Annotated in this window: 26 protein-coding genes and 1 pseudogene; 6 read left to right on the forward strand and 21 right to left on the reverse strand. The window is 48.0% G+C overall.

Annotated features, from left to right (window positions below; all coding sequences use genetic code 11):
- The first annotated feature begins 92 nt into the window (after positions 1-92).
- The gene (locus M1D61_RS12160) at positions 93-665 is read left to right on the forward strand and encodes a histidine phosphatase family protein (RefSeq protein ID WP_458122496.1); all 573 of its coding nucleotides are present in this window, start codon (positions 93-95) and stop codon (positions 663-665) included.
- Between the two features lie 164 nt (positions 666-829).
- Here the strand turns inward: M1D61_RS12160 and M1D61_RS12165 are convergent, their stop codons facing one another.
- Positions 830-1,693 (reverse strand): MBL fold metallo-hydrolase, encoded by an 864-nt coding sequence (locus tag M1D61_RS12165; RefSeq protein WP_458118806.1) that lies wholly within the window; start codon positions 1,691-1,693, stop codon positions 830-832.
- Positions 1,694-2,028: 335 nt separating this feature from the next.
- Positions 2,029-2,895: a helix-turn-helix transcriptional regulator gene (locus tag M1D61_RS12170; protein ID WP_458118808.1), complete on the reverse strand. Its 867-nt coding sequence runs from the start codon at positions 2,893-2,895 to the stop codon at positions 2,029-2,031.
- Positions 2,896-3,039: 144 nt separating this feature from the next.
- Here M1D61_RS12170 and fabF point away from each other — a divergent pair, with 144 nt between their 5' ends.
- Complete coding sequence (fabF, locus tag M1D61_RS12175; protein WP_458118810.1) at positions 3,040-4,287, forward strand: beta-ketoacyl-ACP synthase II; 1,248 nt, start codon at positions 3,040-3,042, stop codon at positions 4,285-4,287.
- Between the two features lie 160 nt (positions 4,288-4,447).
- Here fabF and M1D61_RS12180 read toward each other — a convergent pair whose 3' ends face one another.
- The 7 genes and pseudogenes from M1D61_RS12180 to M1D61_RS12210 form a co-directional block, all read right to left on the reverse strand.
- A complete protein-coding gene (locus tag M1D61_RS12180) occupies positions 4,448-4,933 on the reverse strand; it encodes a DNA topology modulation protein FlaR (RefSeq protein ID WP_458118812.1) in 486 nt (161 codons plus the stop codon).
- An 829-nt stretch (positions 4,934-5,762) separates the two neighbouring features.
- Positions 5,763-6,056: a copper amine oxidase N-terminal domain-containing protein gene (locus M1D61_RS12185; protein WP_458122497.1), complete on the reverse strand. Its 294-nt coding sequence runs from the start codon at positions 6,054-6,056 to the stop codon at positions 5,763-5,765.
- 47 nt (positions 6,057-6,103) lie between these two features.
- Positions 6,104-6,238, reverse strand: a complete 135-nt coding sequence (locus M1D61_RS12190; protein ID WP_458122590.1) for a hypothetical protein — start codon at positions 6,236-6,238, stop codon at positions 6,104-6,106.
- A 13-nt stretch (positions 6,239-6,251) separates the two neighbouring features.
- Positions 6,252-6,335: pseudogene (locus M1D61_RS12195) on the reverse strand (YHYH domain-containing protein); the annotation flags it as partial.
- 271 nt (positions 6,336-6,606) lie between these two features.
- Complete coding sequence (locus M1D61_RS12200) at positions 6,607-7,449, reverse strand: sugar ABC transporter permease (protein WP_458118814.1); 843 nt, start codon at positions 7,447-7,449, stop codon at positions 6,607-6,609.
- Positions 7,446-8,795, reverse strand: coding sequence for a carbohydrate ABC transporter permease (locus tag M1D61_RS12205; protein ID WP_458118816.1), 1,350 nt, complete (start codon positions 8,793-8,795; stop codon positions 7,446-7,448). The genes M1D61_RS12200 and M1D61_RS12205 overlap by 4 nt, the downstream gene beginning before the upstream one ends.
- Before the next feature lie 2 nt (positions 8,796-8,797).
- Positions 8,798-10,081, reverse strand: a complete 1,284-nt coding sequence (locus M1D61_RS12210) for a sugar ABC transporter substrate-binding protein (protein ID WP_458118817.1) — start codon at positions 10,079-10,081, stop codon at positions 8,798-8,800.
- Positions 10,082-10,718: 637 nt separating this feature from the next.
- Between M1D61_RS12210 and M1D61_RS12215 the strand changes: the two genes are divergently transcribed.
- Together M1D61_RS12215 and M1D61_RS12220 are read left to right on the forward strand one after the other, a co-directional pair.
- Positions 10,719-11,756 carry a LacI family DNA-binding transcriptional regulator gene (locus M1D61_RS12215; RefSeq protein ID WP_458118819.1) on the forward strand — a complete coding sequence of 346 codons (1,038 nt, stop codon included), beginning with the start codon at positions 10,719-10,721 and terminating at the stop codon, positions 11,754-11,756.
- A gap of 351 nt (positions 11,757-12,107) precedes the next feature.
- A complete protein-coding gene (locus M1D61_RS12220) occupies positions 12,108-12,290 on the forward strand; it encodes a hypothetical protein (RefSeq protein WP_458118821.1) in 183 nt (60 codons plus the stop codon).
- 126 nt (positions 12,291-12,416) lie between these two features.
- On the opposite strand, the gene M1D61_RS12225 is transcribed toward M1D61_RS12220, so the two are convergent.
- From M1D61_RS12225 to M1D61_RS12275, 11 genes are all read right to left on the reverse strand, one after another.
- Positions 12,417-13,160: a DUF7638 domain-containing protein gene (locus tag M1D61_RS12225; protein ID WP_458118822.1), complete on the reverse strand. Its 744-nt coding sequence runs from the start codon at positions 13,158-13,160 to the stop codon at positions 12,417-12,419.
- A 291-nt stretch (positions 13,161-13,451) separates the two neighbouring features.
- Complete coding sequence (locus M1D61_RS12230) at positions 13,452-14,042, reverse strand: PepSY domain-containing protein (protein WP_458118824.1); 591 nt, start codon at positions 14,040-14,042, stop codon at positions 13,452-13,454.
- 139 nt (positions 14,043-14,181) lie between these two features.
- The gene (locus tag M1D61_RS12235) at positions 14,182-14,913 is read right to left on the reverse strand and encodes a PepSY domain-containing protein (protein WP_458118825.1); all 732 of its coding nucleotides are present in this window, start codon (positions 14,911-14,913) and stop codon (positions 14,182-14,184) included.
- 104 nt (positions 14,914-15,017) lie between these two features.
- Positions 15,018-16,481, reverse strand: a complete 1,464-nt coding sequence (locus M1D61_RS12240; protein WP_458118826.1) for a sensor histidine kinase — start codon at positions 16,479-16,481, stop codon at positions 15,018-15,020.
- The gene (locus M1D61_RS12245) at positions 16,478-17,173 is read right to left on the reverse strand and encodes a response regulator transcription factor (RefSeq protein ID WP_458118827.1); all 696 of its coding nucleotides are present in this window, start codon (positions 17,171-17,173) and stop codon (positions 16,478-16,480) included. The genes M1D61_RS12240 and M1D61_RS12245 overlap by 4 nt, the downstream gene beginning before the upstream one ends.
- Positions 17,174-17,192: 19 nt before the next feature.
- On the reverse strand, positions 17,193-17,705 hold the full coding sequence (locus M1D61_RS12250; RefSeq protein ID WP_458118828.1) for an N-acetyltransferase family protein: 513 nt from the start codon (positions 17,703-17,705) through the stop codon (positions 17,193-17,195).
- 24 nt (positions 17,706-17,729) lie between these two features.
- A complete protein-coding gene (locus M1D61_RS12255; RefSeq protein ID WP_458118829.1) occupies positions 17,730-18,278 on the reverse strand; it encodes a GNAT family N-acetyltransferase in 549 nt (182 codons plus the stop codon).
- Between the two features lie 39 nt (positions 18,279-18,317).
- Positions 18,318-18,815, reverse strand: a complete 498-nt coding sequence (locus M1D61_RS12260; RefSeq protein WP_458118831.1) for a GNAT family N-acetyltransferase — start codon at positions 18,813-18,815, stop codon at positions 18,318-18,320.
- Positions 18,808-19,362 (reverse strand): GNAT family N-acetyltransferase, encoded by a 555-nt coding sequence (locus M1D61_RS12265; RefSeq protein WP_458118832.1) that lies wholly within the window; start codon positions 19,360-19,362, stop codon positions 18,808-18,810. The genes M1D61_RS12260 and M1D61_RS12265 overlap by 8 nt, the downstream gene beginning before the upstream one ends.
- Before the next feature lie 207 nt (positions 19,363-19,569).
- Positions 19,570-20,256, reverse strand: coding sequence for a phospholipase D-like domain-containing protein (locus M1D61_RS12270; RefSeq protein ID WP_458118834.1), 687 nt, complete (start codon positions 20,254-20,256; stop codon positions 19,570-19,572).
- Positions 20,257-20,566: 310 nt separating this feature from the next.
- On the reverse strand, positions 20,567-20,989 hold the full coding sequence (locus tag M1D61_RS12275) for a chemotaxis protein CheW (RefSeq protein ID WP_046214359.1): 423 nt from the start codon (positions 20,987-20,989) through the stop codon (positions 20,567-20,569).
- A gap of 338 nt (positions 20,990-21,327) precedes the next feature.
- Between M1D61_RS12275 and M1D61_RS12280 the strand changes: the two genes are divergently transcribed.
- Both M1D61_RS12280 and M1D61_RS12285 read left to right on the forward strand, forming a co-directional pair.
- Positions 21,328-22,302, forward strand: coding sequence for a glycoside hydrolase family 43 protein (locus tag M1D61_RS12280; protein ID WP_458118836.1), 975 nt, complete (start codon positions 21,328-21,330; stop codon positions 22,300-22,302).
- 95 nt (positions 22,303-22,397) lie between these two features.
- The gene (locus M1D61_RS12285; protein WP_046214361.1) at positions 22,398-23,660 is read left to right on the forward strand and encodes an MFS transporter; all 1,263 of its coding nucleotides are present in this window, start codon (positions 22,398-22,400) and stop codon (positions 23,658-23,660) included.
- Positions 23,661-24,339: 679 nt separating this feature from the next.
- Here the strand turns inward: M1D61_RS12285 and M1D61_RS12290 are convergent.
- Positions 24,340-26,265: a beta-glucoside-specific PTS transporter subunit IIABC gene (locus tag M1D61_RS12290; RefSeq protein WP_458118837.1), complete on the reverse strand. Its 1,926-nt coding sequence runs from the start codon at positions 26,263-26,265 to the stop codon at positions 24,340-24,342.
- Between the last annotated feature and the right edge of the window lie 82 nt (positions 26,266-26,347).

The raw sequence follows: 26,347 nt of genomic DNA on the forward strand, positions 1-26,347 counted from the left end.
GCACGGCTGAATCGGGTTCCACACTTGATTGGAACCGTTCCAACAAGCTATATTGTAACATAATAACGATAAGGAGTTATACCAGACTCGTGATGAAGACCATAGGGCTTGTCCGCCATTTCAAAGTGAATAAGGAATTCCCCATCCGGCAAATGGTGACAGTTCGCGAGCTGGTCACCTGGCTGGAAGAGTACGATGTTGCCGACATTGAAGAAGGCCAGACTGATCTGCTGGGACTGAACTGGGAAAAGTGTTTTGCGAGCGATCTGCCGCGGGCACTTAAAACGGCCCAGTACATTTATCCCGGCGAAATCATTATTATGTCCGAACTGCGGGAGATTACACCGCCTACCTTTCAGACCGAGCTACGCTTTCCGTTTATCGGCTGGGCAGCCTTTGCCCGGATTGCTCCTCTGCTGAGTCGACGTTACAAACGAATGGTTGCCGAGACGGAAGCACGGATTGACCGCGCGCTTGATGTGATCCTTTCCTCGGAGGCCGAGCATGTTCTTGTGGTCAGCCACTGGGCGCTGATGCTTTACATGCGCAAGCAGCTGATCAAGCGCGGATTTGCCGGTCCGCGTATGCGAATGGTAGAAAATGGCAAGCTGCATATTTTTCGTGATGCCGAGGCACAGGCTGCTTTGCGTCAGACACTGCGTTAACTGTCCGGTTTTTACTTAAGCCAGATGATTGTTCGAGCCGTAGGAAGGAGTTTTCTCTGATACCTATGGATATCCAAATACCCTGCTCCGATGATTCGGGCAGGGTATTTCTCATGGCTTGAGCCAAAGATTATCCGGATTGGCGACAATTCGTGACAGGATAATTACACTTGAGCTTCCAGATCTCGCCCATTGATGAACAGATCGATGGTCTCCTGCTCATAGTCGTTGAGCGCTCTGCCATATTGATCGGTCAACAGCTGAACCACTCGATCCCGGTCATACTCGGCATTCTGTACCAGACGGGCCGTACGCTCCAGCAGCACCAACTCCTGGTGGAACCGCTCCGTATCCCAGATTTCTGCATGATGAGACAATACCACAAGATCTGCATCATATTTGCGCAGGGACTGGATGAGCTTCAAAGTGGTGGCTGGTGTATAGCAGTTGGGAGTAACATGGATATTCGGATATAGTGCATCGCCGACGAATAATACTTTATCTTCCTGTATATAAATAATCGAGGAATCAGAAGAATGATCTCCGCCGACATGCTCCACAATACAGTGCACACGACCAAGATCCAGTTCTAGCTTGCGGTCAAAAGTTATGTCCGGTGTCGGTAATAGAATATCGCGGTTGTCCACAAATTCTTTTTTGATGGCATCTGCGCAAAAAGCAATCTCGGTGCCTTCTTCCACACGGCGGTCCAGATCTTCATCGGACCAGGACAGCTGCTGCATTTCCTTGATATGCTGCGTCGTTATCGTCTGGGCGATAATGGTCGTATTGGCCTGATTCATACCAAATACATGATCCCAGTGCCAGTGGGTAAGTACGAGCCAGCGGGGAGAAATATCCTGCTTGACGAGCTGATCGATAAACAGCTGAATATGACTTGCGGAATTCCCTGCATCGATCAGCAAAGTCGATCTGGTGCCTGTCACAGCTGCCAGAATAGGACGATCCGTCTCCTGGTAGGGGGTTAGATAATTAATATGGGAAGACAAATTCTGCATAATCTGCATATAACGACATCTCCTGTTCTGATCCACATCCATCTGCAAAGCCGGATGTGATGGTAAATTGTATATATGGTAGCGCTATTCATCATACGGTCTGATCTGATTCTGCCCAGACTGCCTGAAATAGAAGCTATTTTTATATTCCATCATTGTACTACATCTGATAACTCGGCCCAATGGTACAGTCCAATAAACGGCGGCTTTGCATACATGACCCACTGCATCGACAGAAGCGATGGATGACAATAGATTTTTGTACACCCTATCACTGACATGCACTAAATAGCAGATCCGGCCCACTTTTAACAAGTCCAGAATAACTGCTCGTATACCATACACTATTCCTTCGGTAACTCTCCCTGTGCCCGACTTCGCTCCATGAGCGCCATCAGTTTCACCTCTGTCGCCGAACCCTGTACAGGCGTATAAATGCTGCAACGCAAATCTCCGCTGCCATGCACCAGCAGTGAAGTCAGTTCAAACAGCATCTTACCGCCTCGTGCATGACGGAATTCAAGAACAACCTGCGGTGCCGAGCTGACCTTGCTGTGTTCCCACAATGAACGAAAATCAGGGTATACCTCCATCATATCGTCCAGAAACTGCTCATACCACTCATCCTCTACATACTGCCCATAATAAGCCCGGAAAATGGACAGAAAGTCTCCGGCAAAATCATCCCAGTTCACTGCCAGTCTGCGAAATTCCTTGCGCGCAAACAGCAGGCTGATCATATTGCGCTGCGATTCCGGAATCTGCTCAAAGTCCAGAAAAACATGTCGTGCCACCTCATTCCAGCCGACGATATGGCAGTGCCTATCTGAGACAATGGTCGGACAATATTTAAGCTGTTCCAGTATTTTGGTTAGGGATGGGGAAATATGCGGCAGCTCTTCGGCAATAGGGGTAACGCCGTGCCCTTTATCCAGTGCGAGTGAGAACAGATAACGACGTTCATCCGGATTTAGCTGCAGCGCTGCGGCTACATTTTCCAATACGGAAGCAGATACCTGGATATCTCGCCCCTGCTCCAGCCAGGTATACCATGTCGTGCTGACTCCAGCCAGCTGGGCGACCTCCTCACGCCGCAGACCCGGTGTCCGGCGACGTGTGCCCACAGTCAATCCTACCGACTGCGGTAAAATTTTGGTCCGCTGTGCTTTGAGAAAAGCCGATAATGCCAGCAGACGTGCCTGATGATTCATAGCTCCTCCTTGATATATGTTTATAACTAACCTGTTAGCCTGTTACTTATTATACTAGTATAAACGGTAACTTGTAATAGGATAATTTGCATGCAAAAATACAGAAGTGATCCCATATAACCACAGTTACAAGGAGGAAGCAGTATGGAGCGAGTCGTTATTACAGGAATGGGTATTGTTTCTCCAATCGGAAATGATATAGATACTTTTTGGCAGCAATTGAGCAGCGGACAATCGGGTATTCGCGCTATTGAGGCTTTTGATACAGAACGGTATAAGTCCAGAATTGCCGGCGTAGTGCAAGATTTTGATGCGGATGCGCTGTTTGGACGCAAGGAAGCACGCCGGATGGATCGCTTTACCCAGTTTGCTATCGCTGCAGCCGATCAGGCGATTCAGGATGCCGGACTGGATATGGATCAGGTAAATCGTGAGCGTGTCGGCGTCTATGTCGGCTCTGGTATCGGTGGTATCCAGTCCTTGCTGGATCAGCACCAGACACTCATGCAGCGCGGACCGGAACGTGTCAGCCCTACGCTGGTACCGTCGATGATTGCCAATAGTGCTGCAGCGATGATCAGCATTCGCATTGGCAGCTGGGGACCGACACTGGCACCGGTGACAGCCTGCTCCATCGGCAATACGGCGATCGGCGAGGCGATGCGTCTGATCCGCTCGGGTGATGCCGATGTGATCATTGCCGGCGGTGCCGAATCCGCGACCAATGAAGTGTCTCTTGCCAGCTTTGGCAACGCAACCGCCGTCTCTACCCGCAATGATGCACCGGAAGCGGCCAGTCGGCCATTTGACAGGGATCGCGATGGATTCGTTATTGCCGAGGGAGCCGGCATCGTGGTACTGGAATCACTCAGCCATGCACAAAGTCGCAAAGCACCGATCTATGCGGAAGTTATCGGTTATGGTGCCAGCTCGGATGCCTATCATATGGTAGCCACTCATCCGGAAGGAAGAGGCGCGCTGCAGGCCATGAAGCATGCACTGCAAAATGCAGGTATTACCCCCGAGCAGGTTGACGTGATCAGCGCTCATGCGACAGGCACACCTGTCGGCGATATCTCCGAGACGATGGCGATCCGGCAGCTGCTGGGTAATCGTGCATACGAAGTGCCGGTGACTGCCAACAAATCGATTACCGGTCATATGCTGGGCGCAGCTGGCGGTGCGGAAGCAATCGCACTGGTACAGATGCTCCGTCATGGTCTGATTCCGCCAACCATTAATCTGGATCATTCCGATCCGGCCTGCGATCTGGATTATGTACCCCATACCTCTCGGCATGCGGATATGCAGATCGGCCTGTCGAATTCATTTGGATTTGGCGGTCATAATGCGGTGATTGTATTGAAGCGGTATGAGGAAGCTACAGCATAATTGAAGAAATGTATACAGCCGGGAAGCCCTCCCGGCTTTTTGTTATATTCCTGTTATTATTTTATGCAAAAAGTCAGGGTTCAACGCAAAAAAGCACCGGCAAATGCCGGAGCTGTGTGAGTCTTGCAAAATGGCAGCTAGCTGCCCGCCGAGAGAATTATCAATCTACCTGCCGGGTAACGATCAGCTTATGTTTGTAGGGCTCGGCCACTTTGAGAATAGCAGGCTTGGACTCATATTCAAACCGGTGATTCCAGTACAGTCGATCCAGCAGACCAAGCAGGTTCAGCCGATCCCGATCCGGATCTGTGCCGATTTTTTGCCGCAAAAAACGCTGCAGCATTCGCCCGTCCCGTACAAACGGATGCGGAGTCAGGAAAATAATCTGATCGGCCAGCGCAAAGCTGGGAATCAGCCATTCCATCAGATTGCCCTCTACAATCCATTCGTCCTTGCTAATAATATCCAGCAGCAGACGTTGCCGGATCACCGGCGTGTTGCGGCGCCTTTTTTTGCCTTCGCTGTTCCATAGGACGGATTCCAGTGAATAGCTGGGGATACCCAATCTGGCAGAAAGCCTGGCAGCCAGCTCGGTTTTGCCGCTCCCGGGAGCTCCCACGATATGTATTTTTCTGGCTAACGGCATAGTCACTACCTCCCCAAGATTGCCCTGCACCCGTGGACAGGCATTCGGCAGGCTGCCGCACGTACACTCTCCACTTTGTATGATTCCGGTTCTATATAGTTGGCGTTAATCGCCAGTATAATCACCGGCTGGTTCCATCTGCTGCAGGAATAAGGATCCTCTCTTTCTGCAGCTTATAGATGTCCGCAAATGATAGTGCACCTCCTTTTAAAGTATATCGGTATCTGTTTCACTTGTATTTCAATTATTAACCACAAGTAAATGAACATACACCAATACAGCAGGTTACATACTGTCTTTCTGTTTGGGAAGCAGTGATATCTGCATTTCCTATCAGCATACATCACTCTGTCAGCGGCCAGTGGCGGCTGACAACTCATGCTACAATACTAACAGAATTTCCATGAGGAGGGAAAACAACTGCTGCCGAATTATTATTTTCAACCAATTGGAAAAGACAAAAGATGGCCCTCATTATGGCCTTTGTACGCTTCGCTGATGCACAGTCTGTACAAATACTGTCTGCATCTCACCCGCTGCAGCTGAGGCAGCCCGTTTACTGGATACTTCTGTCGATCCGATCGCGATTGCCCCCGGATTATTCGGCAGTCGCACTATATGCTGCAGCAGACGATCAAATCTAAACAGTGTACACCTCATGGCACGCTATCCGGCATTGGAGTCCGGATGCTGATGTCTGCTCGACTTCAGAAGATGATTAAAATGGTTGCTGTAAGCCGTACCCACAGAAATGCCAAAAACCAGAAGAAGCCCTACAGGCCACTTCTGGTTTTTTCTTTGATGTGTGTACATCATATTATGAAATCTGCTAGTTAATCGTTAATTTTAATGTTTCTGTATTGGCATTATATACAATACCTGCTCCAAGCCCTCTGGCAAATACCTGTGCTGGAACATAAGTCACGCCTTCCAGCACAACTGGAGCGGCAGAAATCGTATCTTTTTTCCCATTATAGTAGACTGTCTTGCTGCCTATAGTCAGTGTCATTTTGTATTTATCTTTACTGACCCCTATAGCACCGGCATCTGAATTAAATGTTAATTTGGCACCGATCGCTTCTGCAATTTCTCTCAAAGATACCAGATTGGACCCTTTATACATCACAGGATCACTTCCAAACTGCACTCTGGTTCCATTCACATACACCTTTAGACGGGAATGCTGATATGTCGGTACAGCAGGTTGAACGGCTGGAGCGGTATACGTACTGCCTGATGAATAATCCGACGATGTGGAGCTGCCGGAGCTTCCCGATCCTCCATTGTGATAATGATATTCCCCATCTGCAAGTCCCCATTTTGCACAATTTGTACGACAGTAATGCCCTCCATCTGAATCGGTGCGGCCAGGATGAGCGGAAGCCGTTAAGCTGACAAACAAAAATAGGACGACTGCACATGCGGATACTAATGATCTGAATATGGTAATAACCTCCCTTATGTAATCTATCTACCATACTATCATCACTCCTCTTCACTTTCCATTATTTTTCTTATTTGGTTAATAGAATAAATAACTTACTACAATGCAAAAAGAAGAGACCGTGCATTCTGGTCTCTTCTTGGGTTACCTTGAATGACTGATACTATCATCTTAATCCGTACTTTCATCTACAAGAACACTGTTATTCAGCACTCTCTTCAACTTCCTTTTATCCCTTCGTTGCACCGGCTGTCAATCCATGCACCAGGAAGCGCTGCAGGAACATGTACAGCAGTGTAATCGGCAGGGCTACCAATACCGAGCCAGCAGCAAACAGCGTAAATTCCGTACTGGAATAACTGCTTACCAGCTCATACAGTCCTACCGCCAGCGTCCAGTTCTCACGGGAGCGCAGGATCAACCGGGCGAAAATAAAATCAACCCAGGCTGCGGTAAAGGTCGTAATCGCAATATACGTCATAATCGGTGTCGACAGCGGCAAAATAATCAGCCGGAAAATCTGAGGATGACTCGCTCCATCCAGCAGCGCCGATTCTTCCAGCGCACGCGGAATCGTGTCAAAGAACCCTTTGGCCACGAACATGCCTAGTGCCGCCCCTGACGTGTATACAAGTACAAGCGCCCATGGTGAATTCAGCAAATTCATCTGCAGCAAAATAATATAGACTGCGATCATGCTCATAAAGCCCGGGAACATACCCAGAATGAGGATCACCGACATCATCGTCTGTCTGCCTTTGAACCGGAAGCGGGACATCGCATACGCGGTCAGTACCTGCAGCAGTGTACCAAGCACCATGCTGGTTACCGCTATTTTGAGCGTATTCCAGTACCATTTCAGATAAGGCAGATCCTTGTCCGACTGGGAACGGAACAGATCCATATAATGCTCCAGTGTCAGCTGGCGCGGGATCAGCGTCTCACTGTAAAGCGAGTCACCGACTTTGAAAGAGGACAGGATAATCCACAGGGCCGGGTAAATACAGACCAGCGCAATCAGCACGAGCAGTACATAGCTGAGCGCCAGCTTAAAGCGTCTTTTTTGCTTCATTGGATCATATCCTCCTCTTTGAAGGAACGGCTTCGTCGGTAATTGTACAGCGAGAAAGCTGCAATAATAATGAAAATAATAATGCCGATCGCCGAGGCAAAGTTATAACGCTGATTATCAAGCGTCAGTTTGTACAGCCAGGTGACGAGCAGATCCGTACTGCCCGCATACGCATAATCTCCATTGGCCGGAAGGCCGTTGGTCAGCAGGAAAATCACGTTAAAGTTATTAATATTGCCGGCAAACTGCATAATCAGAATCGGTGCAGTCTGGAACAATACAAATGGCATCGTAATATTCCGGAATTTCTGGAATCCGGTAGCGCCATCCACTTCTGCCGCTTCGTACAGATCACGCGGAATGGCGGTCAGTACTCCCAGTACGAGAATCATCGATACCGGAATACCGATCCACATATTGACCATAATAACAGTTACTTTGGCCCAGAACGGATCATTCAACCAGGGTACACCGCCGAGTCCCATCATGCGCAAATACTGATTGACCGGTCCAAACTGGTAATTAAGCAGATTGCGCATGACCAGCAGGGAAATAAACTGCGGAATCGCATACGGCAAAATAAACAGCGTCCGCCAGAATCCCTTGAACTTGATACCCTGCTGTTCAATCAGCAACGCCACCAGAATACCGCCAAAATAAGTCGTTACCGTGGCGACCACCGCCCAGATAATCGTCCAGGTGAATACGCCGACAAAGGTATGACTCCACGCTTCCAGCGTAACCAGATTGGTAAAGGTACGCAGTCCCACCCAATCGACCAGACTTTTCGGCGGAATATGATCCGGTGCCGAATAGTTGGTAAAGGCCATCAGGATCATGAATATGATCGGCAGTATCGTAAACACAAGCACACCGATCGCCGGCAGTGTCAGCAGTACATAAGGAAATCCCTGGTTGCTCAGCAAACGCCATGTCGCCCGGAAATTATTGACCTTCTCTCCGCATTCACGGCGTTTGCCGATCCGGTAGGCATCCTTGATATTCGCAATGTAAAAGCAGACCAGCAGTCCAATATACAGCAGGGCTACCAGACCATAGATCATCATGAAAATGGAATGGTCGCCGGGCACATTACGATACAGTCTGCCGATTTTCTCCATATGGGCAGGCTGTTCACCAAGTGTAACCAGCCCCCACAGGTTATATGCCAGACTGGTCACAATCAGATACAGACTGACCAGCTCGGCAAGCAAAAATATAATTCCTTTCATCCATTGACGGTTATACATCTGACCCAGACCCATGACCAGTACGGACAGCAGAGCCGCTATGCCGGCATTCCCCATACCTGCGGCTCGATTAGGATTGATGATAGCTTTATTCATTGTTATTGCCCTGTTTGGATGTTACTCTTCATCTGGTTGACCATATTATCCAGCGCTGCTTTTGGATCTTTGCCATCGTTCCAGATCGAGGACATTGCGGCTTCCATTGGAGACCAGAACTGTGCGGTTGCAGGAATGGATGGCATGGGTACAGAATTCTCAAACTGCTTCAGGAATACGGATGCAATCGGGTCGCTCTGTACCGTTTCGTTCTCGGCAGCCTTGGTATTGGCCGGAAGGGCACCATTCATCTCAAAGTTCTTGACCTGCCACTCTTCCGAAGTGATAAAGTCCGCAAACATTTTGGATGCATTCGGATACTTGGTATAGGCATTAACAAAGTACGCTTTCACACCGGAGAATGGTGTCATCGGATTGCCGTTAGGCAGATTCGGATACATGCCTACACCGATATTTTTCACGGATTCCTTGAGTGAACCGGTATCCCATGGTCCGCTGATATTCATTGCCAGCTTATTGGAAGTGAACAGGGATTTTTTGATATCCGCATTGATATCGGATGTCTTCAGCGGCAGAATTTTGTTCAGACTCTGGATGAACTTGGCACCTTCTACTGCCTGCTCATTATTCATGCCGATATCTGTCGGGTCCGTACCTTCTTTGCCAAACAGGTACGCGCCATATCCACCGAGGAACGGGAATACATAGTAGCCGTTACCGACTTCCCACATGATCGCAAACTTGTTGGACTTGGTATCGTTGAATGTATTGGCGAAATCGACTACACCCTTCCAGTCCTGCGGTACTTCCTTGATCAGATCCTTATTGTAAAAAACAGCTGTCGTCTCTACGGACTTGGGATAACCGTATAAAATATTTTCGTAAGTAAGCGCTTTAACAGCAAGTTCACTGTTACGGCCGCGTGTATCTTCCTCAAACCAGTCATTTGGCATCAATACGCCTGCCGATACGCCCTGACCGATCTGGTCATGCACACCTGCGAATACATCGGCTCCTACACCTGCCGGGCCGTCTGTTACCATTTGTACCATCGATTTATCCGGTCCCAGCTCGGCAAATGTTACATCCACATTATATTTTTCCTTAAACGCCTTGGCGGCTTCTTCAATAAATGCTTTCTGGTCTCCACTATCCCATACGGTCAGCTTGGCTCCATCTTCCGGTGTCATCTCCTGCATTTCTTCTCCGGCAGCGGGATCTGCTGTCTGACCTGCTCCTGTACCGCTTGGACCTCCACATGCCGTTACCAGCAGCATCATGATCAGAATCGAGCTCAGTAGTCCCCAGTTCCGTTTACGTAACATATTTTCTTCATCCTTCCGCTCCGTATTAGGCTTGTGAGCGCTTTCCGATACACTGTTCATAAGAGGATTATGCAAATGATAATACGGTTCCTTACAGCTGCCTGTCTAAATGCAGTGAAAGAACATGCCTGCCGGTGTGCATAATAATACTATGTATGTGCAAACGTTTGTTCAAGTTACAGCGATTATCCTCTTACTCAGCTGTATCTATGTACCGCAATCTGTAATTGGCTACATATCGCTTTTAGAAAGCGCTTTATTAAGCAAATTCATCATAACTCAAATTTTTTATTAGTTAAAACGTTTGCACAGGTGGTTTTAGGCTATTTATAGCCATTTATGATACATTATATGGTGTATACTTAATATTTCTACCTCTCATGCATTTTATTAGGATTTTACAGCTGCTGACTAATCTGTTAATTTTACAGTTTACATGATCACGCGATTTCGATTACCATAGATACACATCATATACTTCGGTGTGTTCACTTTTGTAATTCCGCCTGGCGGACCAAGTACCATAGCTGGCTTGTATAGCTCTGCAGCTGCCATCAGCCACATTTTCATCTTTCTCGTGCTTGCTTTATTGGACAGATTGTCTGTCTGATCATAAATTTTAATCCTGGAGGTACATATGTCAGTTACGATCAAAGATGTCGCCAAAAAGGCAGGCGTATCTCCTTCCACCGTTTCGCGCGTATTATCGAATCATCCGCGAATCAGTCACGCCACTTCCGAAAAGGTCAAAGCTATCATGCTGGAGATGGGCTACCATCCCAATATTATGGCCAAGAGCCTTGTATCCAAAACGACTCACAGCCTGGGCGTTATTCTGCCCAAGCCTGCGGAAGAACTGTTTCTAAACACCTTTTTCATGGAGCTGATCCGCGGTATCGTCGCCCAGGCTAACCGAAGCGGCTATGATGTGGTACTCAGTTCCGGTTCCAGTGAACAGGAAGAAGTGGATGCGGTATCACGCCTCGTCTACGGTGGACGGATCGATGGAGCCATCCTGCTCTATTCCCGCAAAAACGATCCGGTGGTCGAGTTTCTGAGCCGGAATCACTTTCCTGCCGTGCTCGTCGGACGCAGTGAACAGCATAAAAATATTATTTCTGTCGATACCGACAATGTACAGGCTGCTGCCGATGCTACAAGGCATCTGATCCAGATGGGCCACCAGCGGATCGGATTTGTCAGCGGCCCGCCGGAACTGGTCGTATCGCTCGACCGGATGGAAGGATTCAAAATGGCACTGAAAGAAGCCAATCTGGAGTTCCACAAAGATTGGATTGTCGAGGGTGAATTCCTGCAGGAGAGCGGCTACCGGGCCATGTCCTTTTTCATGAATCTGCCGGAGCGTCCTACTGCGCTGGTCGTCGTCGACGATATCGTCAGCTTTGGCATTCTGCGCGGATTGCATGAACTCGGTTACAAGGTACCGGAAGATATTGCCATTGTCAGCTTTAACAATATCGCACTCTCCGAGCTGTCCACGCCGCCGCTCAGCAGTGTGGATATCGGCATTTACCATCTGGGGTACAGCGCTTCCCAGGCACTAATCCAGGCGATTCAGGAAAAGGAACCGGACAAGCTCGTCTATCAGCGCCATATTGTGCCGCATCGCCTGATTGTGCGTCAATCTTCCATATTCTCTCCTGCGCGTCATTGACCGGATATGGTTCATTATCAGTATTTGCAACAAATACCGGATACCATTTATACATCGTAAATAGGCAAACAGCCCTCTCCATCCGCTGGAAAGGGCTGTTTGCCTATTTTTTATTATAATCCTCAATTGAATTGAATCTACATACATGCTTTGCATCGTAAGTGTATGTATCATTTTCTGAATTTAATGTAATTTTAAGGTGATCATCACATTTTATTAAACAAAGGACGATACAATAGGTATACAGATTAGGTTGGCACCTGCAGCCCACTCTGTAAATTCGTTTCTTTTGTTTACTTTATGAAACAGTCTGGTTAACAGCTTTTACTCTATGTTGAGGAGGGTTACATCATGAAAAAGGATACTGATCTATCCCTGTGGATGACCCAATTTCTATGCAGTCCGGATTCCATCAAGGAAGCACGTATGGAAGAAGCGGAGCAGGATCATAACCCCCTGCTTTTGGAAAGCATCCGCTTTCACCTGGAACTGCGTAATCGTCACGATCTGCTGGAGCATCATTCACTGAAATAATCCGTATAATCTGTATTATTCCCTCATCTGCAGTGCAGATGGGGGTATTTGCCGTAGTGGGGATATTCTTATTATATTCTCTATGCACAACCTTAGCGAGATTGCTTATCTATCCGAAAAAGTTGACTATTCCCCGTTATCCGATTTTTTATTTAGTCTTTTGTAAATGCCTTGCAGCTGATCATACTTTTGCTCCATATTGACGGAGTAACCATTGCTTACGATCTCTGCTTCACCCAGATGATCAAATATAACCCGCAATGGCGCATGGATTTGGGTGAAAAATACACCTTCCATAAATAGATCATGCAGTTCATGAATATGGAATATTTCCTCAAATTCTGTACTTTCACATTTAATTTGGCCATCCTGGTATACAGTCAGATACACCAGATAATTCCGCTGTTCCCGGCGCATAAAGATGAAGCTGCCATCTCCTTGTACTGTTTTGTACTCCTGCTCGGAAGGTACATAAAAATCCTGCGGCTCCGCTACCGGAATAATCCGCCGCTGCTCCATCTTCATCTTCTCTTCCAGGGTCATCTTGTAAATATTCGTCATAGAGGGATTCAGATCATGCAGTATATTGACGATACGCTCATAATAATCATGTTGATCATAATTCCATTTTCCATCCAGCACGCGGAAGCTTCCCAGTTCGTGAATCAGAATGGATTCCCGCTCCGGAACCGAGGCGGTAAGCCAGCCGAGTTCTATTTTCTGACTCAGCCCCTGCATATCGACCAGTTCCCAGCAGTTGACCATACCATCCTCAAAAACATGTACATTGATATACATGAATTCCCCGTTGCTGATAAAGCCTGGAATCGTAGTTCCTTCAATCGTTTTCTGCCGACTAATTTTATGCATGATTTTTCCTCTCCTTTTGGTACATGTTGCGATTGCCTTTTATATATACAGCTTTATCTACACTATTAATTAATTTCTCACCTTCTTAATCATTTATTTTTACATAATGTGGATGAAGATTCAAATCGCGAAATTGATTACAGCCCGCATAACCTGAATAGATAGAGAAAAAAGCAGGAAAAAACCGGCTGAAAATGATAGTATTCTACCAATTTCAGCCGGTACGTGTCGAATCAGGAGAGGAGCTTACGCTTGTACAGTAAGCTTTCCTGCCATATTCAAATTTATATATTAATCGTTATCCTCATCGGAGTCATTGTCGTAGTCTTTGTCTACGGTCGTTACTTTGCCGGTCGCTGCATCAATCTCTACGGTGGCTTCACCGCCGGTAATACGCAGATCGACTTCGTACTGGATACGGCCGTCTTCTTCATCACATTCAATACCGGTTACCGTTCCGCTGACCTGTGCTCTGGCAATTTGGGCAGCCTGTTCGTTGGTTTTGACTTTCAGATTGGCTGTGTTCACATTTTGCTGTTCCCGGCTGGTTGCATCGTTATCGTCATTATCATCAGTAACGGTACGGATCACCTTGCCATTCAGCGCATTGATATACACATCGACATCTGCTGCCTGAGGACGATCCACGTCCACTTCATAGTACAACTGGCCGCGTTCACGATCCAGTTCGATACTTTCCACGATTCCGCCAGGTACTTTTTGCAGAGCGATGGCCTCTGCTTTTTGCGTACCAATCACATTATTCAGATTGTTCTGGGTGTTCGCTGTACTGTTACTGGTGGCAGCCGCAAAAACACTGCCTGCTGTTCCAAGGGTAATCGCTGCGGTCAGTACACCAATTCCAACTTTTTTGTTCATCATAAGTAATTCCTCCTCATTCGTTATGTGCTGCTATCGGGTATGCTTATACTATAAAGTCCCCGAATGAGATGGAGATTACAGCAAGATTAGAATTTGGTGAGAAGCCGTCAGATCCATTTACAATGATCACAAAGCCGGTCTATGCCTCTGGCTCATCCGCTTCGTCCCAGGTGACGGACATGACTTCTCCCGAAATGGCATTGATCTGTACTGTAGCCTCCCGGTCGTCGGCCGTATCAATCTCCACCAGATAATAGCGCTGCCCTTGCTTGTCACCATGCTCATAGTCGGTATCATCGACTGTACCGCGTACCTGCTGCAGGGCAATCTGCTCTGCCTTTTCGGCGCTGATCACACCGGAAGGCGATACGGCACTGGAAGAACCTTTGTTATTATTGGACGGTGGGGTCGATGAGAATGAACCCTCGGATGTGGAATCGGCTGCAGCACCGGAGGAGGATGAAGACTGCTGCCCTTTTGCAGAATTCACTGCATCCGAAGGTTTCGATGAGGACGCAGGCGGCTTGGTGTCTGTCTGTGCCGTACCGGATGGGGTTATTGCTTCTGCTGTACTGCTCACGGATGCATTCGTCCCTCCGAGTCGGTTAATCGAACGAATCTCCCCATTTTGCGCTCCAAGCACCAATTCATAGACTCCGCGCTCTGATTGCAGTCGTACCTCATATGTGTCACCCTGCTGGATCAAACGAGTGATTTCGCCCGGATATTCTGCCAGTATACGCTTATTCACTTCTTCCGCTGTCAGTACCGGTGAAGCCTGAAGCAATGTTCGCCAGACCAGTATCCCGGCACATAGAATAATGAGCAGTGCGGCTATTCCCCCGGTGAGCCACCAGCGACGTTTGATCATATTTGCCCCTCCCTGTGATTCGTGCTGTATGGTTCATGCTGTTTTCACTCACTTCTGAATTGCTGTTGTTTAACCGTATATGCTATCTATCAGTGTACAGGCATTCAATTAGAATTCGCTGAGAAGGCAGGCAGATTGGCAGGTGCAGATGGCAGTGACAAAATAGCGATGGTTCCTTTCCCTGCAGTACTTTCCAACCGAATCGAGGCACCGAGCGCTTCAGCAATCCGCCTGGCCAGCGTAAGACCGAGTCCCGATCCGCCGGTATCCTGGCGAACACGAGCTTCATCAACCCGGTAAAACCGGTCAAATACTTTATCCAGCTCTTCTGCCGGGATGCCAATTCCGCGATCCATAATCTTGATATACCGGTACGACTGAGCAGCGGCAGCTGTTTGACGCTTGCCTGCTGCTTGTTCAGGGCGCTGTGCCTGATCCAGCGCCAGCTCCATCGTAATATCTTCGCTGCTGTATTTGCGTGCATTATCCAGCAGAATAAAGATCATCTGGCGCAGCTTGCCTGCATCCGTCTGTACCGAGAGCAGTTCGGGCTGCCGTTGCAACTCCGGGTCTACCCGTATCTCGATCCGGCGGTGATAGGCCGTATCGAACTCTCTGGATAGCTGTTCTGCCTGATCCAGCAGATTTACCGTCTCCACCTTCAGGTTCCATTGTTCCTCGTGTCTCGCCAGCAGCAGCAGCTGCTCGGTCATCTCCTTCATACGTACCGCTTCGGAATGAATGGCTTCGACCGATTCTTGGAACAGATCCGGCCGGTTCATGCCGCGGCGCTTCAGCAGGCTGGCGTAGCTCTCGATAATCGTCAGCGGCGTACGCAGCTCATGGGAGGCATTGGAGACAAACTGCTTTTGTTTATCATAATTACTTTCCAGCAAATCCATCATACTGTTGAATGTAGCGCTCATCTCGTACAGTTCATCACTGGATGGCGACGGCACCGTTAACCGCTGGAACTGACCGCTTCTGCGAATATCCCGCATCGTAGCGGTGATGGCTGCAATCGGTCGAATAATGATCCGTCCCAGCACATGACCCGACAGGAATACCGGAATCATCGCCAGACCGGTCACGATCAGCAGGACAATTCGCAGGGCATTCAGATACTGCTCGGTCTGCCGCAGGCTCTCGGTTACCTGAATATTGACGACCTGACCGTCATTCCAGATGACGGGTACCGATACGAATACATAGCGCTGCTGATTATACGTAATAATCTCCGCGCTGCGTTCTTCCAGATAGCTGACCGGACGCTGGGCGAGCTGCTGCTGATCGGCAGAGATAACGAGAAGCTTATTGCTGCCGCTCTCCCGTACGATACGGATCATGCCTTCTACAGGAACATAAGCACGCAGCAGATCGGCAGCAGACGTATATGCCGATGACTGACGCATGTTATCCGCAGTCTTGTTCGTTTGTGATTCGACCCGGCTCTGCTGCTGCTGAAGCGTCATCGTACTGAATACGACATAGACAAGCAGATTGGTCGTTATAAATAACAGGGCAAACAAAACGGAGGAGTACAGATGAATCTTTGTACGCAGCTTCATGCGTGATCCCGAAGCACATAGCCAACGCCGCGAACCGTATGGATCAGCTCCCGCTCATATCCCTGATCCACCTTTTTACGGACATAGCGTATGTATACATCCACCACATTCGTATCGCCGTAATAGTCATAGCCCCAGACCGCTGCCAGAATCTGTTCCCGATTCAGCACCTGACGCTGGTTGCGCAGCAAATAGGCGAGCAGTTCAAATTCCCTCGGCGTCAGCTCGATCGGCTGCCCATCCCGCTCGACCTGATGGGTTCCTTCATTTAGTCTCAGCCCGCCTGCCGACAACCAGTCACCATCTTCCATAGCTGATGATTGCTGCTGCTCGTGCAGACGGAGCGCAGCACGAATACGAGCCAGCAGTTCTTCAATCTGAAAGGGCTTGGTCACATAGTCATTGGCACCCAGATCCAGGCCGGACACTTTGTCCTCCACCGAATCCTTGGCAGTCAATAAAATGACCATCGTCGCCGGATCGCTGACACGTATGCGACGCAAAATCTCGATTCCACTCATCTCTGGCAGCATTACATCGAGCAGAATCAGATCCCAGCTGCTCTCCCGGTACATATCCCATGCCTGTGCCCCGTTGTAAGCCTGGGATACTTCATACCCTTCCGCTTCCAGCTCAATCTGCAGCAGCCTGGATATTTTATGTTCATCTTCTACAATCAGAATGCCTGACATGCGATGCCTCCTTTATACTCTATTCCTCCATGATTTTCTGGTAGCTGGCAATATCGAGCCAGCGGTCAAATTTACGCCCAATCTGGCGGAAATGTGCGCATTTCTCGTATCCATGACGCTCGAATAAACGAATGCTGTTCACATTCTCGGTGCATACCGTTGCGACCAGCACATGAAATCCGCTCCCGGATGCTTCTTCCTCCAGAAAGCGGAGTGCCTGGCTGCCCAGCCCTTTGCCTGTATGATACGGATGCAAATAGATCGTTACTTCGGCTGTCGTATCATACGCCTGCTTGCTTTTGTGCGGGGTAACCAGTATGTAGCCTGCAATATCGGCAGGCGCCTCATTATCGCGGATAATATAGGATTTGTAATGAGATGGCACATTCATCAGCTGCGTCCGCATCTGCTCCAGCGACAGTGGCTCCGTATGGAAAGACACCGTTGTATGGAGAACATAATAATTGTAAATGGATAGTATGGATGGCAGATGCTGCTCCTGTACCGTTTCAAATTGAATGGTAGTGTTCATGACAAGGTCTCCCCGCTATTTGGATTATAAACAATAATGCATGATCCACTGCATACCTACGATGCCCTGACGGCGCATCCCACGGTCGACAAATCCGGTCCCGAGATAAAGCCGCTGTGCCGGTTCATTCTTGACATTGACAGCAAGAATCAATTCACGAATCGCCGGAAAGTGTTGACGCACCCAGCCGGGCAGACTGGACATGGCCTGAGCGGCATATCCTTGCCCCTGGCGGGAATGATCGATCAGCAGTGCACGGATCAGCATCAGCTCTGGTAAATCCGTCTTCGTATATGCCTCATAGGACGCGATTCCTGAGCCAATATGCAAAATAAAGAATCCTACCGCTTCACCGGCAGCAGTAATCACTACCGGATAACGGTCAGAATCTCGAAGTGCCTGCTCCAGCACCTCGGCCGGCAAAGCGGTAAAACGATGCTGCTCCTCCGGCAGCTCAAATTGCATAAGCGCCTCCAGATGCCGGGGATGATAGAACTCCAGCTCTGCCTGCAAGCTTGGCGCGGATGAAAGAGATGACCAATGATTGGACTTAGATGACTGTTCGGATGACACATTCCCTGCTCCTTTCTTTATTGAAATGAACGGCTGGCATCAACAGTCTGCTGACAGCACACAATGGAATCTCTCCACACCAGGATACTTCTCTCCCAGACTGCTTATGACAAACCCATTTTTCCGGTAAAAGCCTACGGCTTCATGATCGGTTTCAGCAAATAGTTGAATATGAGCATATTTCCCGAGATACGTCTGTATTAGCCGGCTGCCAATCCCAGCATGCTGGTGAGCAGGATCGACAGCCAGATGAGCTATCTCATGCCGGTCAGCACTACAGATATGAATGCCAAGAATTCCGGCAAGATCTCCTTTTTGCAGCCATCCATATAAATACCTGGAATTGCCTGCTGCGTATTGTGTATATATTGCTTCGATATGCTGCGCATCTCCCATGCACAGAGTCAGCAGCTGTCTGGCTGCCTGTACATGTAATCCCGGCTGCAATTGAACCAGCCGGCCATTCTTGTCCTGTCCTTCTCCGAAAAAGGCAATGGAGCCACTCACGGAGCCATTGCTGTTATAGTCCTTATTCATGTGTAATGCCGGCATAGAGTTGAACATCATGGAACTTGCCTTTGGCATACAGATGCTTACGCAAAAGACCTTCGTACTGCATTCCCAGCTTCTCCAGCACACGAGTGGAACCGATATTTCCTGTCATACAGCGGGCTTCAATTCGCATCAGCTTCATCTGTTCACGGCCAAATTGGAGAATCGCCTCCATGGCTTCCGTCATATAGCCGCGGTTCCAGTAAGGACGTGCCAGCACATAACCCACCTCAGCGCGGAATTGCGTAATATTCCAGTTTACATATCCGGCCGTACCGATCATCCGGCCGGATTCTTTATCCTGAACAGCCCATGGTGCAACCTGTCCCTGCTCATACCTATCCAGCAAATACTCGATAAATGTATCCGCATCCTCAATCGTCTGGTACGTATGCCAGGTCACATAACGTGTGAGTTCCGTATCAGCGCCGTATAGATACATATCCTCCCGGTCTTCCTTGGTTACCGGACGCAGCAGCAGCCGCTCCGTCTCCAATACCGGCAAATGCCCAAATACATCTTCCACTCGCATAACCCACACTCCTTCGCTATTATGTATTGCTGTTGACCCCTTGCCAAACAGATGTTCAAACCAAAAGATTATTTCGTATTTTATCATAAACAAAGCCTGCATTGCTCTCTTATATTTACGCATACAATGAACAAAGCCGCCCTTTTTAGGACGGCTTTATCATAATATCTCTTTCCTTGATTTTGCTTCTGTTACCAAAGGATTCGATCAATTCCCTCTCCAGTCCCGATATCGTTCCTGATTGTTCCACATCTTTTCAAATACCTCTTTCCACTTGCCGGTCAACGCGGCATCATGAATAGCCAGCAGCACTTCATCATTCTCTTCACTGGAAGCACGTGTATAGTTAAATGAACCGACCAGCGCGGTCTGTCCATCAACCAGCATCAGTTTCTCATGCATTTTGCCGTCAAAGGTATTGATGCGAATCGGTACGTTGGCATCCAGCAGCTTTTGCAGATCTTCCAGGTTCACTTTGGACTGGTCGCTGATGATTCGCACCTGCACCCCGCGCTCCGCTGCTTTGGCCAGCGCCTTTACAATGGAGCCACGTGATAAATTATACATAGACAGATCAATCGACTGCCGGGCATCATTGATTGTCTGAAGTACCAACTGCTCTGCATTCTGTCCCTGGGAAGTAAATGCGTAGTCCATATTGGATGAATCAACAGTGGCAGATCCGACTAGCTGGTTGGCTTCCATATCTGCAGCGGAATTTTTTTCATTGGTCTCGACTGCTCCATTATCTTGAGCAGCCGCCTGGGATTCATCATTTGCTGTATTCGATGAGCAGGCACTCAGCAGCATGATAGTACTGAGCATTAAAATAGATATGCTTTTGATTGGCTTGGGCTGGATTGTGGTGCTTTTTGTTTTGTTAGGCCATTTCATGATTTTAGTTCCTCTCTGTCTTACCGTCTTATTCTGTATGTTGTATGCATAGCTTGCCTGGACATTCAGATAAGTGTGTATATAAGCTTAGCTGCTGTACTATTAACGAAAGAATTCTTTTAGTATAAAGCATATCCGACTGCTCTGTCATGCTAAGAGAAGCACCGCCAGCTGTTCCCGCTTCAGGGAGTCTTTTCTGCACCTGTTGCCTCTCGCTTTCCTTCTTCTTTCTTCCCAAACAAAAATAAAAGCCCTGTCTGCAATCAGACAAGGCTTATCGTTGTATATATTCTTATCCGTCAGCGAACGATTATACGTAGGAATTACGTGTATAGGACAGCAGAATTTCCACATTAATGATCGGCACGATGCTGCCATTGGATTCAAATGCGCTTGGCAGGATATCACGGCTGTTCACTTCCGGGTTCTCACGCAGGTCGGATTCATCAATAATCGCCGTGTTATCCAGCTCATCGACGAGCAGAGCTACACGAGAACGGCGCAGCAGAATCATTTTATCTGTTTCTTTTGGACTGTCGTAAGAGACGGCGAGCAATTTGCGCAGGTTAACGAGTGGATAAAGGGACCCACGAACCGTGATCAGTCCTTCATGCCAGTCTTCTGCAAAGGGCAATGGTGTTCCTTTTTTCGCAGGTTGAATCTCGTCAATTTCATTAAAATTAATCGCATAAGGCTGACTCGCCACATAAAAGACAATAAGTTCAATTTTCATATTGGTTGGCTCCTTGAATGTATTTCTGGCTTATGCATATGCATTTATAACCTTTATCGACCAAATCACCCTATTTGTTTAATTATTTATTTTCGTATCTAATTGTACGTACAACATTGTCCAAACGATGTCTTTTTATAAAGGTTGTCCTACAACATTATGGATTTATTATTGCTTTCTTGAAAAAAAAGTGCTAGGATTTAATCAAGTTATGTATGTACTTATTTATTATTAACATTTTTGTTAAGGTAACTTGTACGTACATTATTTTATAGTGTTCATGTAAGCGTTACCTGAATATTATAGAATGGTTTAATTTGAAAAGGGAGTGGAAAATAATGAATTCATCTCAAACATTTAAAAATCCGATTGTAGAGCAGCGTGCTGATCCATGGGTGTACAAACACACGGACGGATACTATTACTTTACGGCATCCGTACCTACGTACGATCGCCTCGAAATCCGTCGCTCCACCACGATTCAGGGGCTGGGAGATGCCGAAGCGGTGACCGTATGGCACAAGCACGAGCATGGCCCGATGAGCCAGCTGATCTGGGCACCGGAGATTCATTATATTCATGGCAAATGGTACATCTACTTTGCAGCTGCAGACGTTGATCATCCGGTCAATGATACGTTTAACCACCGTATGTATGTGATCGAGACCGACGCTGCCAATCCGCTGGAAGGCGAATGGGTAGAAAAAGGCCAGATCATTACGGAATGGGAATCCTTTGCTCTGGATGCGACTACATTCCAACATAATGACAGACTGTACTATGTATGGGCGCAACGTGATTATGATATTCCGGGCAACTCCAACCTGTACATTTCCGAGATGGAGAACCCATGGACACTGAAAGGTCCACAAATCATGCTTACCAAGCCGGAGCTGGAATGGGAAACTGTTGGTTTCCTCGTTAACGAAGGTCCTGCTGTACTTAAAAAGAACGGCAAAATCTTCATTACTTACTCTGCAAGCGCTACCGACATCAACTATTGCATGGGTCTGCTGAGTGCAGATGAGAACAGCGATTTGCTGGATATCAACTCCTGGCACAAATCGACGCAGCCTGTATTCCGCAGTGCACCGGAGAACGGACAATATGGTCCAGGTCACAACAGCTTCACCCGCTCAGAGGATGATCAGCATGATGTATTGATCTATCATGCACGCAACTACACTGAGATTGTAGGCGATCCGCTGCATGATCCTAACCGTCATACTCGTGCTCAGCTTATCGAGTGGAATGAAGATGGCACACCCAACTTTGGCAAGCCGGTACCGGACGAAGGATTCGTTCATTCCTGATTTTATAGGCAGAGGCCATACTGGAACATAGACATACCATAACATGCAGTCCACAAATAGAGACAATGCTTGATATTGGATAGGAGGTTTACATTATGAAATTACCTAAATGGAATTTCTGGAATTTTGGCGGTCTGTTCTTCTTCTACTTCTTAATCTGGGCGATTGTACTGGCCTTCCTGCCGATCTGGCTTAAGGAGCAGGCTGGTCTTGATGCAGGTCAGACCGGTCTAGTGTTCTCGGCGATCTCACTGATCGCCCTTTGTTACCAGCCTTTCTTTGGCGTTATCTCCGATAAGCTCGGCTTCCGGAAAAATTTGTTCTGGTTTGTAGTCTGCGCAGCCCTGTTGATGGGTCCATTCTTCACCTGGGTATTTATTCCGATTCTGCAATTCAACGTCTGGGTAGGCGCAATCATTGGTGGTATTTACCTGAGTGCCGTATTTCAGGGTGGCGTAGGGGTCGTCGAAGCGTATATCGAACGTGCCAGCCGCGCCAGCTCCATTGAGTATGGACGTGTGCGCCTGTTCGGTTCTATCGCAGGTGCTGTAGCTACACTGATTGGTGGTATTATGTACCTTGCCAATCCGATCAGCATTTTCTGGTTCGCTTCCGCTTCGGCTGCTGTGCTGGGTATTCTGCTGCGTACAGCCAAAGTCGATACATCGGCTGCGATCGCTGCCGATCCGGCAAATGATGGTGGCGAGATTACCAAGGAACGGATATTCTCCATTTTCAAATTACGCAACTTCTGGTTCCTGTCTCTGCTGATTGTCGGTACGGCCAGCGTATATGACGTGTTCGACCAGCAGTTCCCGAACTATTACAATCAGTTCTTCCCGACGACAGCTATTGGTACACAGCGCTTCAGTGAGCTGGTATCCCTGCAAACGGCGATTGAAGCAGTATTGATGATCTTCATGCCATGGATCATTAACAAGATCGGTGCTAAGAATGGTCTGATCCTGTTCGGCGTTCTTACCTTTGTACGTATCTTTGGAAGCGCTGTTGCAACCGATACCATTTCCCTCTCCCTGCTGCGTCTGATCGCTGCTGTGGAAATGCCGCTGCTGCTCGTATCCATCTTCAAATACATTACCAGTGTATTTGATGTACGACTGTCCGCTACGATTTATCTGCTTGCCTTTAACTTTGCCAAACAGGCAGCCATTGTTATCTTCTCCAGTATTGCGGGCAACATGTATACCAATATTGGATTCCAGAATACGTATTACTTCCTGAGTGCCATTGTACTGGTTATTACCATCGTCTCGATCTTCGGTCTCTCCAATGACAAGAAGCGTCGCAACCCGGTCGGTGCAGTACAACCCAACATGGTCGCTTCTTCCAAAATGTAAACGCTATTTGTAAGCGTTCTTTGAAAGCGATTCAAAAAAAAAAAAAAAAAAAAAAACCAGCCTTTCCACATTCATGTTGGAAAGGCTGGTTTTTTTCTGTTTTTCACTTGAATGATCCGTTTAATCTGGTACAATCCGGTATTACAATCGTCTGGGGCGGCGTAATCGTGATCAAAGCATTTAACGGCGATCTGCTGTAAGCCCCTTTGTATAGGGCCCTATAAGCGACTGTACAAGCCGCACTATGCACCTACACAGTAGTAAGCGCCTCTATACGCATACATAGCTAAGCAATTGTATAAGCAAGCGCTGCCTCTGCCTGTTCTGTCTGACAGCAGTGACGATTGTTCTGGAGTGCATTATTTACCTGAACACCCCGCAATTTTAAAAGCCTGCCAACACGACTGCTGTCCTTGATACGGCAGCCGTGCTGATCAGGCTTTTCCTATGCGAATTTGCATACTGTATTTGTATACCGGCCTATTCTTTTTAGTAAGAACTGAGTGCAGCCAGATACCTTTAACAGCCAGCATTTTTCAGATCACTAAAAGCATTGGCATCTTCTGCAGTCTATATCGATATTCATAAAAAGAACCAGAAGATTGCAGATTACTGCATATCTTCCGGCTCTTTTTTGGATGAGTTTAATTTTTATCGGGATTTTTAATCTTTATTCGAATTAGTTCAATTTGTACAGCAGTTGTCCTGCCTGAGCCATCCGCTCACCTGCAGGCTCCAGGTGGTTATAATTCTGGATATTCGTTACGATTACCGGTGTGATCGTCTCGTAGCCGTCTGCACGAACAGCCTGAAGGTCAAATTCCATCAGCAGATCGCCAACTTTGACTTCCTGACCTGCCTGGGCATGTGGAGTGAAATGCTTGCCTTTCAGCTTCACTGTATCGATGCCGATATGAATAAGCATCTCGGTACCTTCCTCGCTGACCAGACCGATCGCATGACCGCTTTTGGAGACCGAAAATACTGTTCCATTGACAGGAGAGACAACGCGGCCTTCCGAAGGCTCAATCGCTACGCCCTGTCCCATAATTTCCTGGGCAAATGCTGGATCGGGAACTTCACTCAGCAGCTTCACTTCACCATTGATCGGGCTCATGATCTGTGCCGGTGTTACTGTGCGCGATTCTGATTCATGATCAATCAGTGTGGCAGCTACTGCGCCGGTGTCTACAGCCGTATTGGTTGCCACCTCTTCTGTTACGGCTTTGGTTTCTTCCGCCGGTTCGTTACCTTCTTTGATACCCATAAAGTAGGTTACGATGGCTGAAACTGCCAAAGCGATTACTCCGCCGATCAGCGCATAGACGAGTGTACTGATTTGCGGGCTGATAAAGGCTGCGATACTTGGGAGGCCTACCAGGCCGGTAATAACATACGACTTAACATGCATAATGCCCATAAATGCCCCACCTGCGGCGCCACCGATCAATGCGGCGACAAATGGTTTTTTGTATTTCATATTTACCCCATACATCGCCGGTTCGGTGATCCCCATCACTGCCGTTACACCTGTCGAATAGGCAAGCGATTTGAGCTGTCTATTTTTTGCGCGCATCCCTACGCCCAGTGCCGCTCCTGCCTGTCCCAGATTGGCTGCAAACATCAGTGGAATAATAAAGTCATAACCGAGCGTCGTAATGGAACCGATCACGATAGGAGTCAGTGCATAATGCATGCCGGTAATGATCAGCAGTGACATCGTGCCGCCAATCAGGATACTTGCCAGTACAGATACATTATCAAACAACCATGTAATTCCACCGGATAATCCGTTACCGATCAGAGAACCAAGCGGACCGACGGCGATCAATGTGAGCGGTACCATAATTAGTAGTGTTACGGTAGGTACGATCAGCAATTTGACGGAAGCGTGGGTAATCCGGTCTACTGCTTTTTCTACATAAGAAGCAATCCAGATGGCGATGACAATCGGAATAACGGTTGAGGAATAGGTTGCTGCGAGCACCGGAAGACCGGCAAAGGATACCGTATCCCCCGGTGCCAGCAACGCCGTAATCGTCGGGTGCATAATCGCTGCACCAAGCGCTGCACCGATATACATATTACTGCCCAGCTTGCGTGCTGCGCTCACGGCCAGAATAATTGGCAGGAAGTAGAAGGCGCCATCGCCTATCGCAGACAGAATAATATATGTGGAGCTTTTATCGGACATCCAGCCCAGAGCTACCAGAATCGCTACAATTCCCTTGATCATCCCTGCGCCGGTAATGGCCGGCAGGATCGGTGTGAACATCCCGGAGATAAAGTCGAATAATGCACTGATCGGATTGCGTTTCTTTTTCGGTCCGGTCGTACTGCTTGTCTCCATACGCTTGCCACCGGACATCGCACGGGATAGCTCTTTATAGACAGCGGCCACATCATTGCCGATAATGACCTGGAACTGGCCGCCATTTTTCATAACGCCCATCACTCCTGGTGTTTTCTCCAGTTGAGCTTTGTTTGCTTTGTTGTCATCATGCAGGTTGAATCGCAGTCGGGTCATACAGTGTGTCACCTGATCGATATTCTCTTGCCCACCGACCAGTTCGAGTACGTCTTTGGCCACTTTCTCCTTATCCACGTTGAACACTCCTCTTTATGGAATATACACTATTTATTGTCTTTGTTTGAATATAAAAAAACCTAAATGCGGATGAATGAAG

The organism is Paenibacillus sp. Z6-24 (genome assembly GCF_054161335.1).

Coding starts and splice junctions, on each gene's coding strand:
- M1D61_RS12185 (WP_458122497.1), bottom strand. CDS start 6,056: ATGTATAAAGGGTCCAATCTGGTATCTTTGAGAGAAATTGCAGAAGCG.
- M1D61_RS12285 (WP_046214361.1), top strand. CDS start 22,398: ATGAAATTACCTAAATGGAATTTCTGGAATTTTGGCGGTCTGTTCTTC.
- M1D61_RS12205 (WP_458118816.1), bottom strand. CDS start 8,795: ATGAATAAAGCTATCATCAATCCTAATCGAGCCGCAGGTATGGGGAAT.
- M1D61_RS12160 (WP_458122496.1), top strand. CDS start 93: ATGAAGACCATAGGGCTTGTCCGCCATTTCAAAGTGAATAAGGAATTC.
- M1D61_RS12235 (WP_458118825.1), bottom strand. CDS start 14,913: ATGATCAAACGTCGCTGGTGGCTCACCGGGGGAATAGCCGCACTGCTC.
- M1D61_RS12225 (WP_458118822.1), bottom strand. CDS start 13,160: ATGCATAAAATTAGTCGGCAGAAAACGATTGAAGGAACTACGATTCCA.
- M1D61_RS12250 (WP_458118828.1), bottom strand. CDS start 17,705: ATGAACACTACCATTCAATTTGAAACGGTACAGGAGCAGCATCTGCCA.
- M1D61_RS12230 (WP_458118824.1), bottom strand. CDS start 14,042: ATGATGAACAAAAAAGTTGGAATTGGTGTACTGACCGCAGCGATTACC.
- M1D61_RS12260 (WP_458118831.1), bottom strand. CDS start 18,815: ATGAATAAGGACTATAACAGCAATGGCTCCGTGAGTGGCTCCATTGCC.
- M1D61_RS12210 (WP_458118817.1), bottom strand. CDS start 10,081: ATGTTACGTAAACGGAACTGGGGACTACTGAGCTCGATTCTGATCATG.
- M1D61_RS12275 (WP_046214359.1), bottom strand. CDS start 20,989: ATGAAAATTGAACTTATTGTCTTTTATGTGGCGAGTCAGCCTTATGCG.
- M1D61_RS12265 (WP_458118832.1), bottom strand. CDS start 19,362: ATGCGAGTGGAAGATGTATTTGGGCATTTGCCGGTATTGGAGACGGAG.
- M1D61_RS12190 (WP_458122590.1), bottom strand. CDS start 6,238: ATGGGGAATATCATTATCACAATGGAGGATCGGGAAGCTCCGGCAGCT.
- M1D61_RS12165 (WP_458118806.1), bottom strand. CDS start 1,693: ATGCAGATTATGCAGAATTTGTCTTCCCATATTAATTATCTAACCCCC.
- fabF (WP_458118810.1), top strand. CDS start 3,040: ATGGAGCGAGTCGTTATTACAGGAATGGGTATTGTTTCTCCAATCGGA.
- M1D61_RS12220 (WP_458118821.1), top strand. CDS start 12,108: ATGAAAAAGGATACTGATCTATCCCTGTGGATGACCCAATTTCTATGC.
- M1D61_RS12245 (WP_458118827.1), bottom strand. CDS start 17,173: ATGTCAGGCATTCTGATTGTAGAAGATGAACATAAAATATCCAGGCTG.
- M1D61_RS12170 (WP_458118808.1), bottom strand. CDS start 2,895: ATGAATCATCAGGCACGTCTGCTGGCATTATCGGCTTTTCTCAAAGCA.
- M1D61_RS12200 (WP_458118814.1), bottom strand. CDS start 7,449: ATGAAGCAAAAAAGACGCTTTAAGCTGGCGCTCAGCTATGTACTGCTC.
- M1D61_RS12240 (WP_458118826.1), bottom strand. CDS start 16,481: ATGAAGCTGCGTACAAAGATTCATCTGTACTCCTCCGTTTTGTTTGCC.
- M1D61_RS12215 (WP_458118819.1), top strand. CDS start 10,719: ATGTCAGTTACGATCAAAGATGTCGCCAAAAAGGCAGGCGTATCTCCT.
- M1D61_RS12280 (WP_458118836.1), top strand. CDS start 21,328: ATGAATTCATCTCAAACATTTAAAAATCCGATTGTAGAGCAGCGTGCT.
- M1D61_RS12270 (WP_458118834.1), bottom strand. CDS start 20,256: ATGAAATGGCCTAACAAAACAAAAAGCACCACAATCCAGCCCAAGCCA.
- M1D61_RS12180 (WP_458118812.1), bottom strand. CDS start 4,933: ATGCCGTTAGCCAGAAAAATACATATCGTGGGAGCTCCCGGGAGCGGC.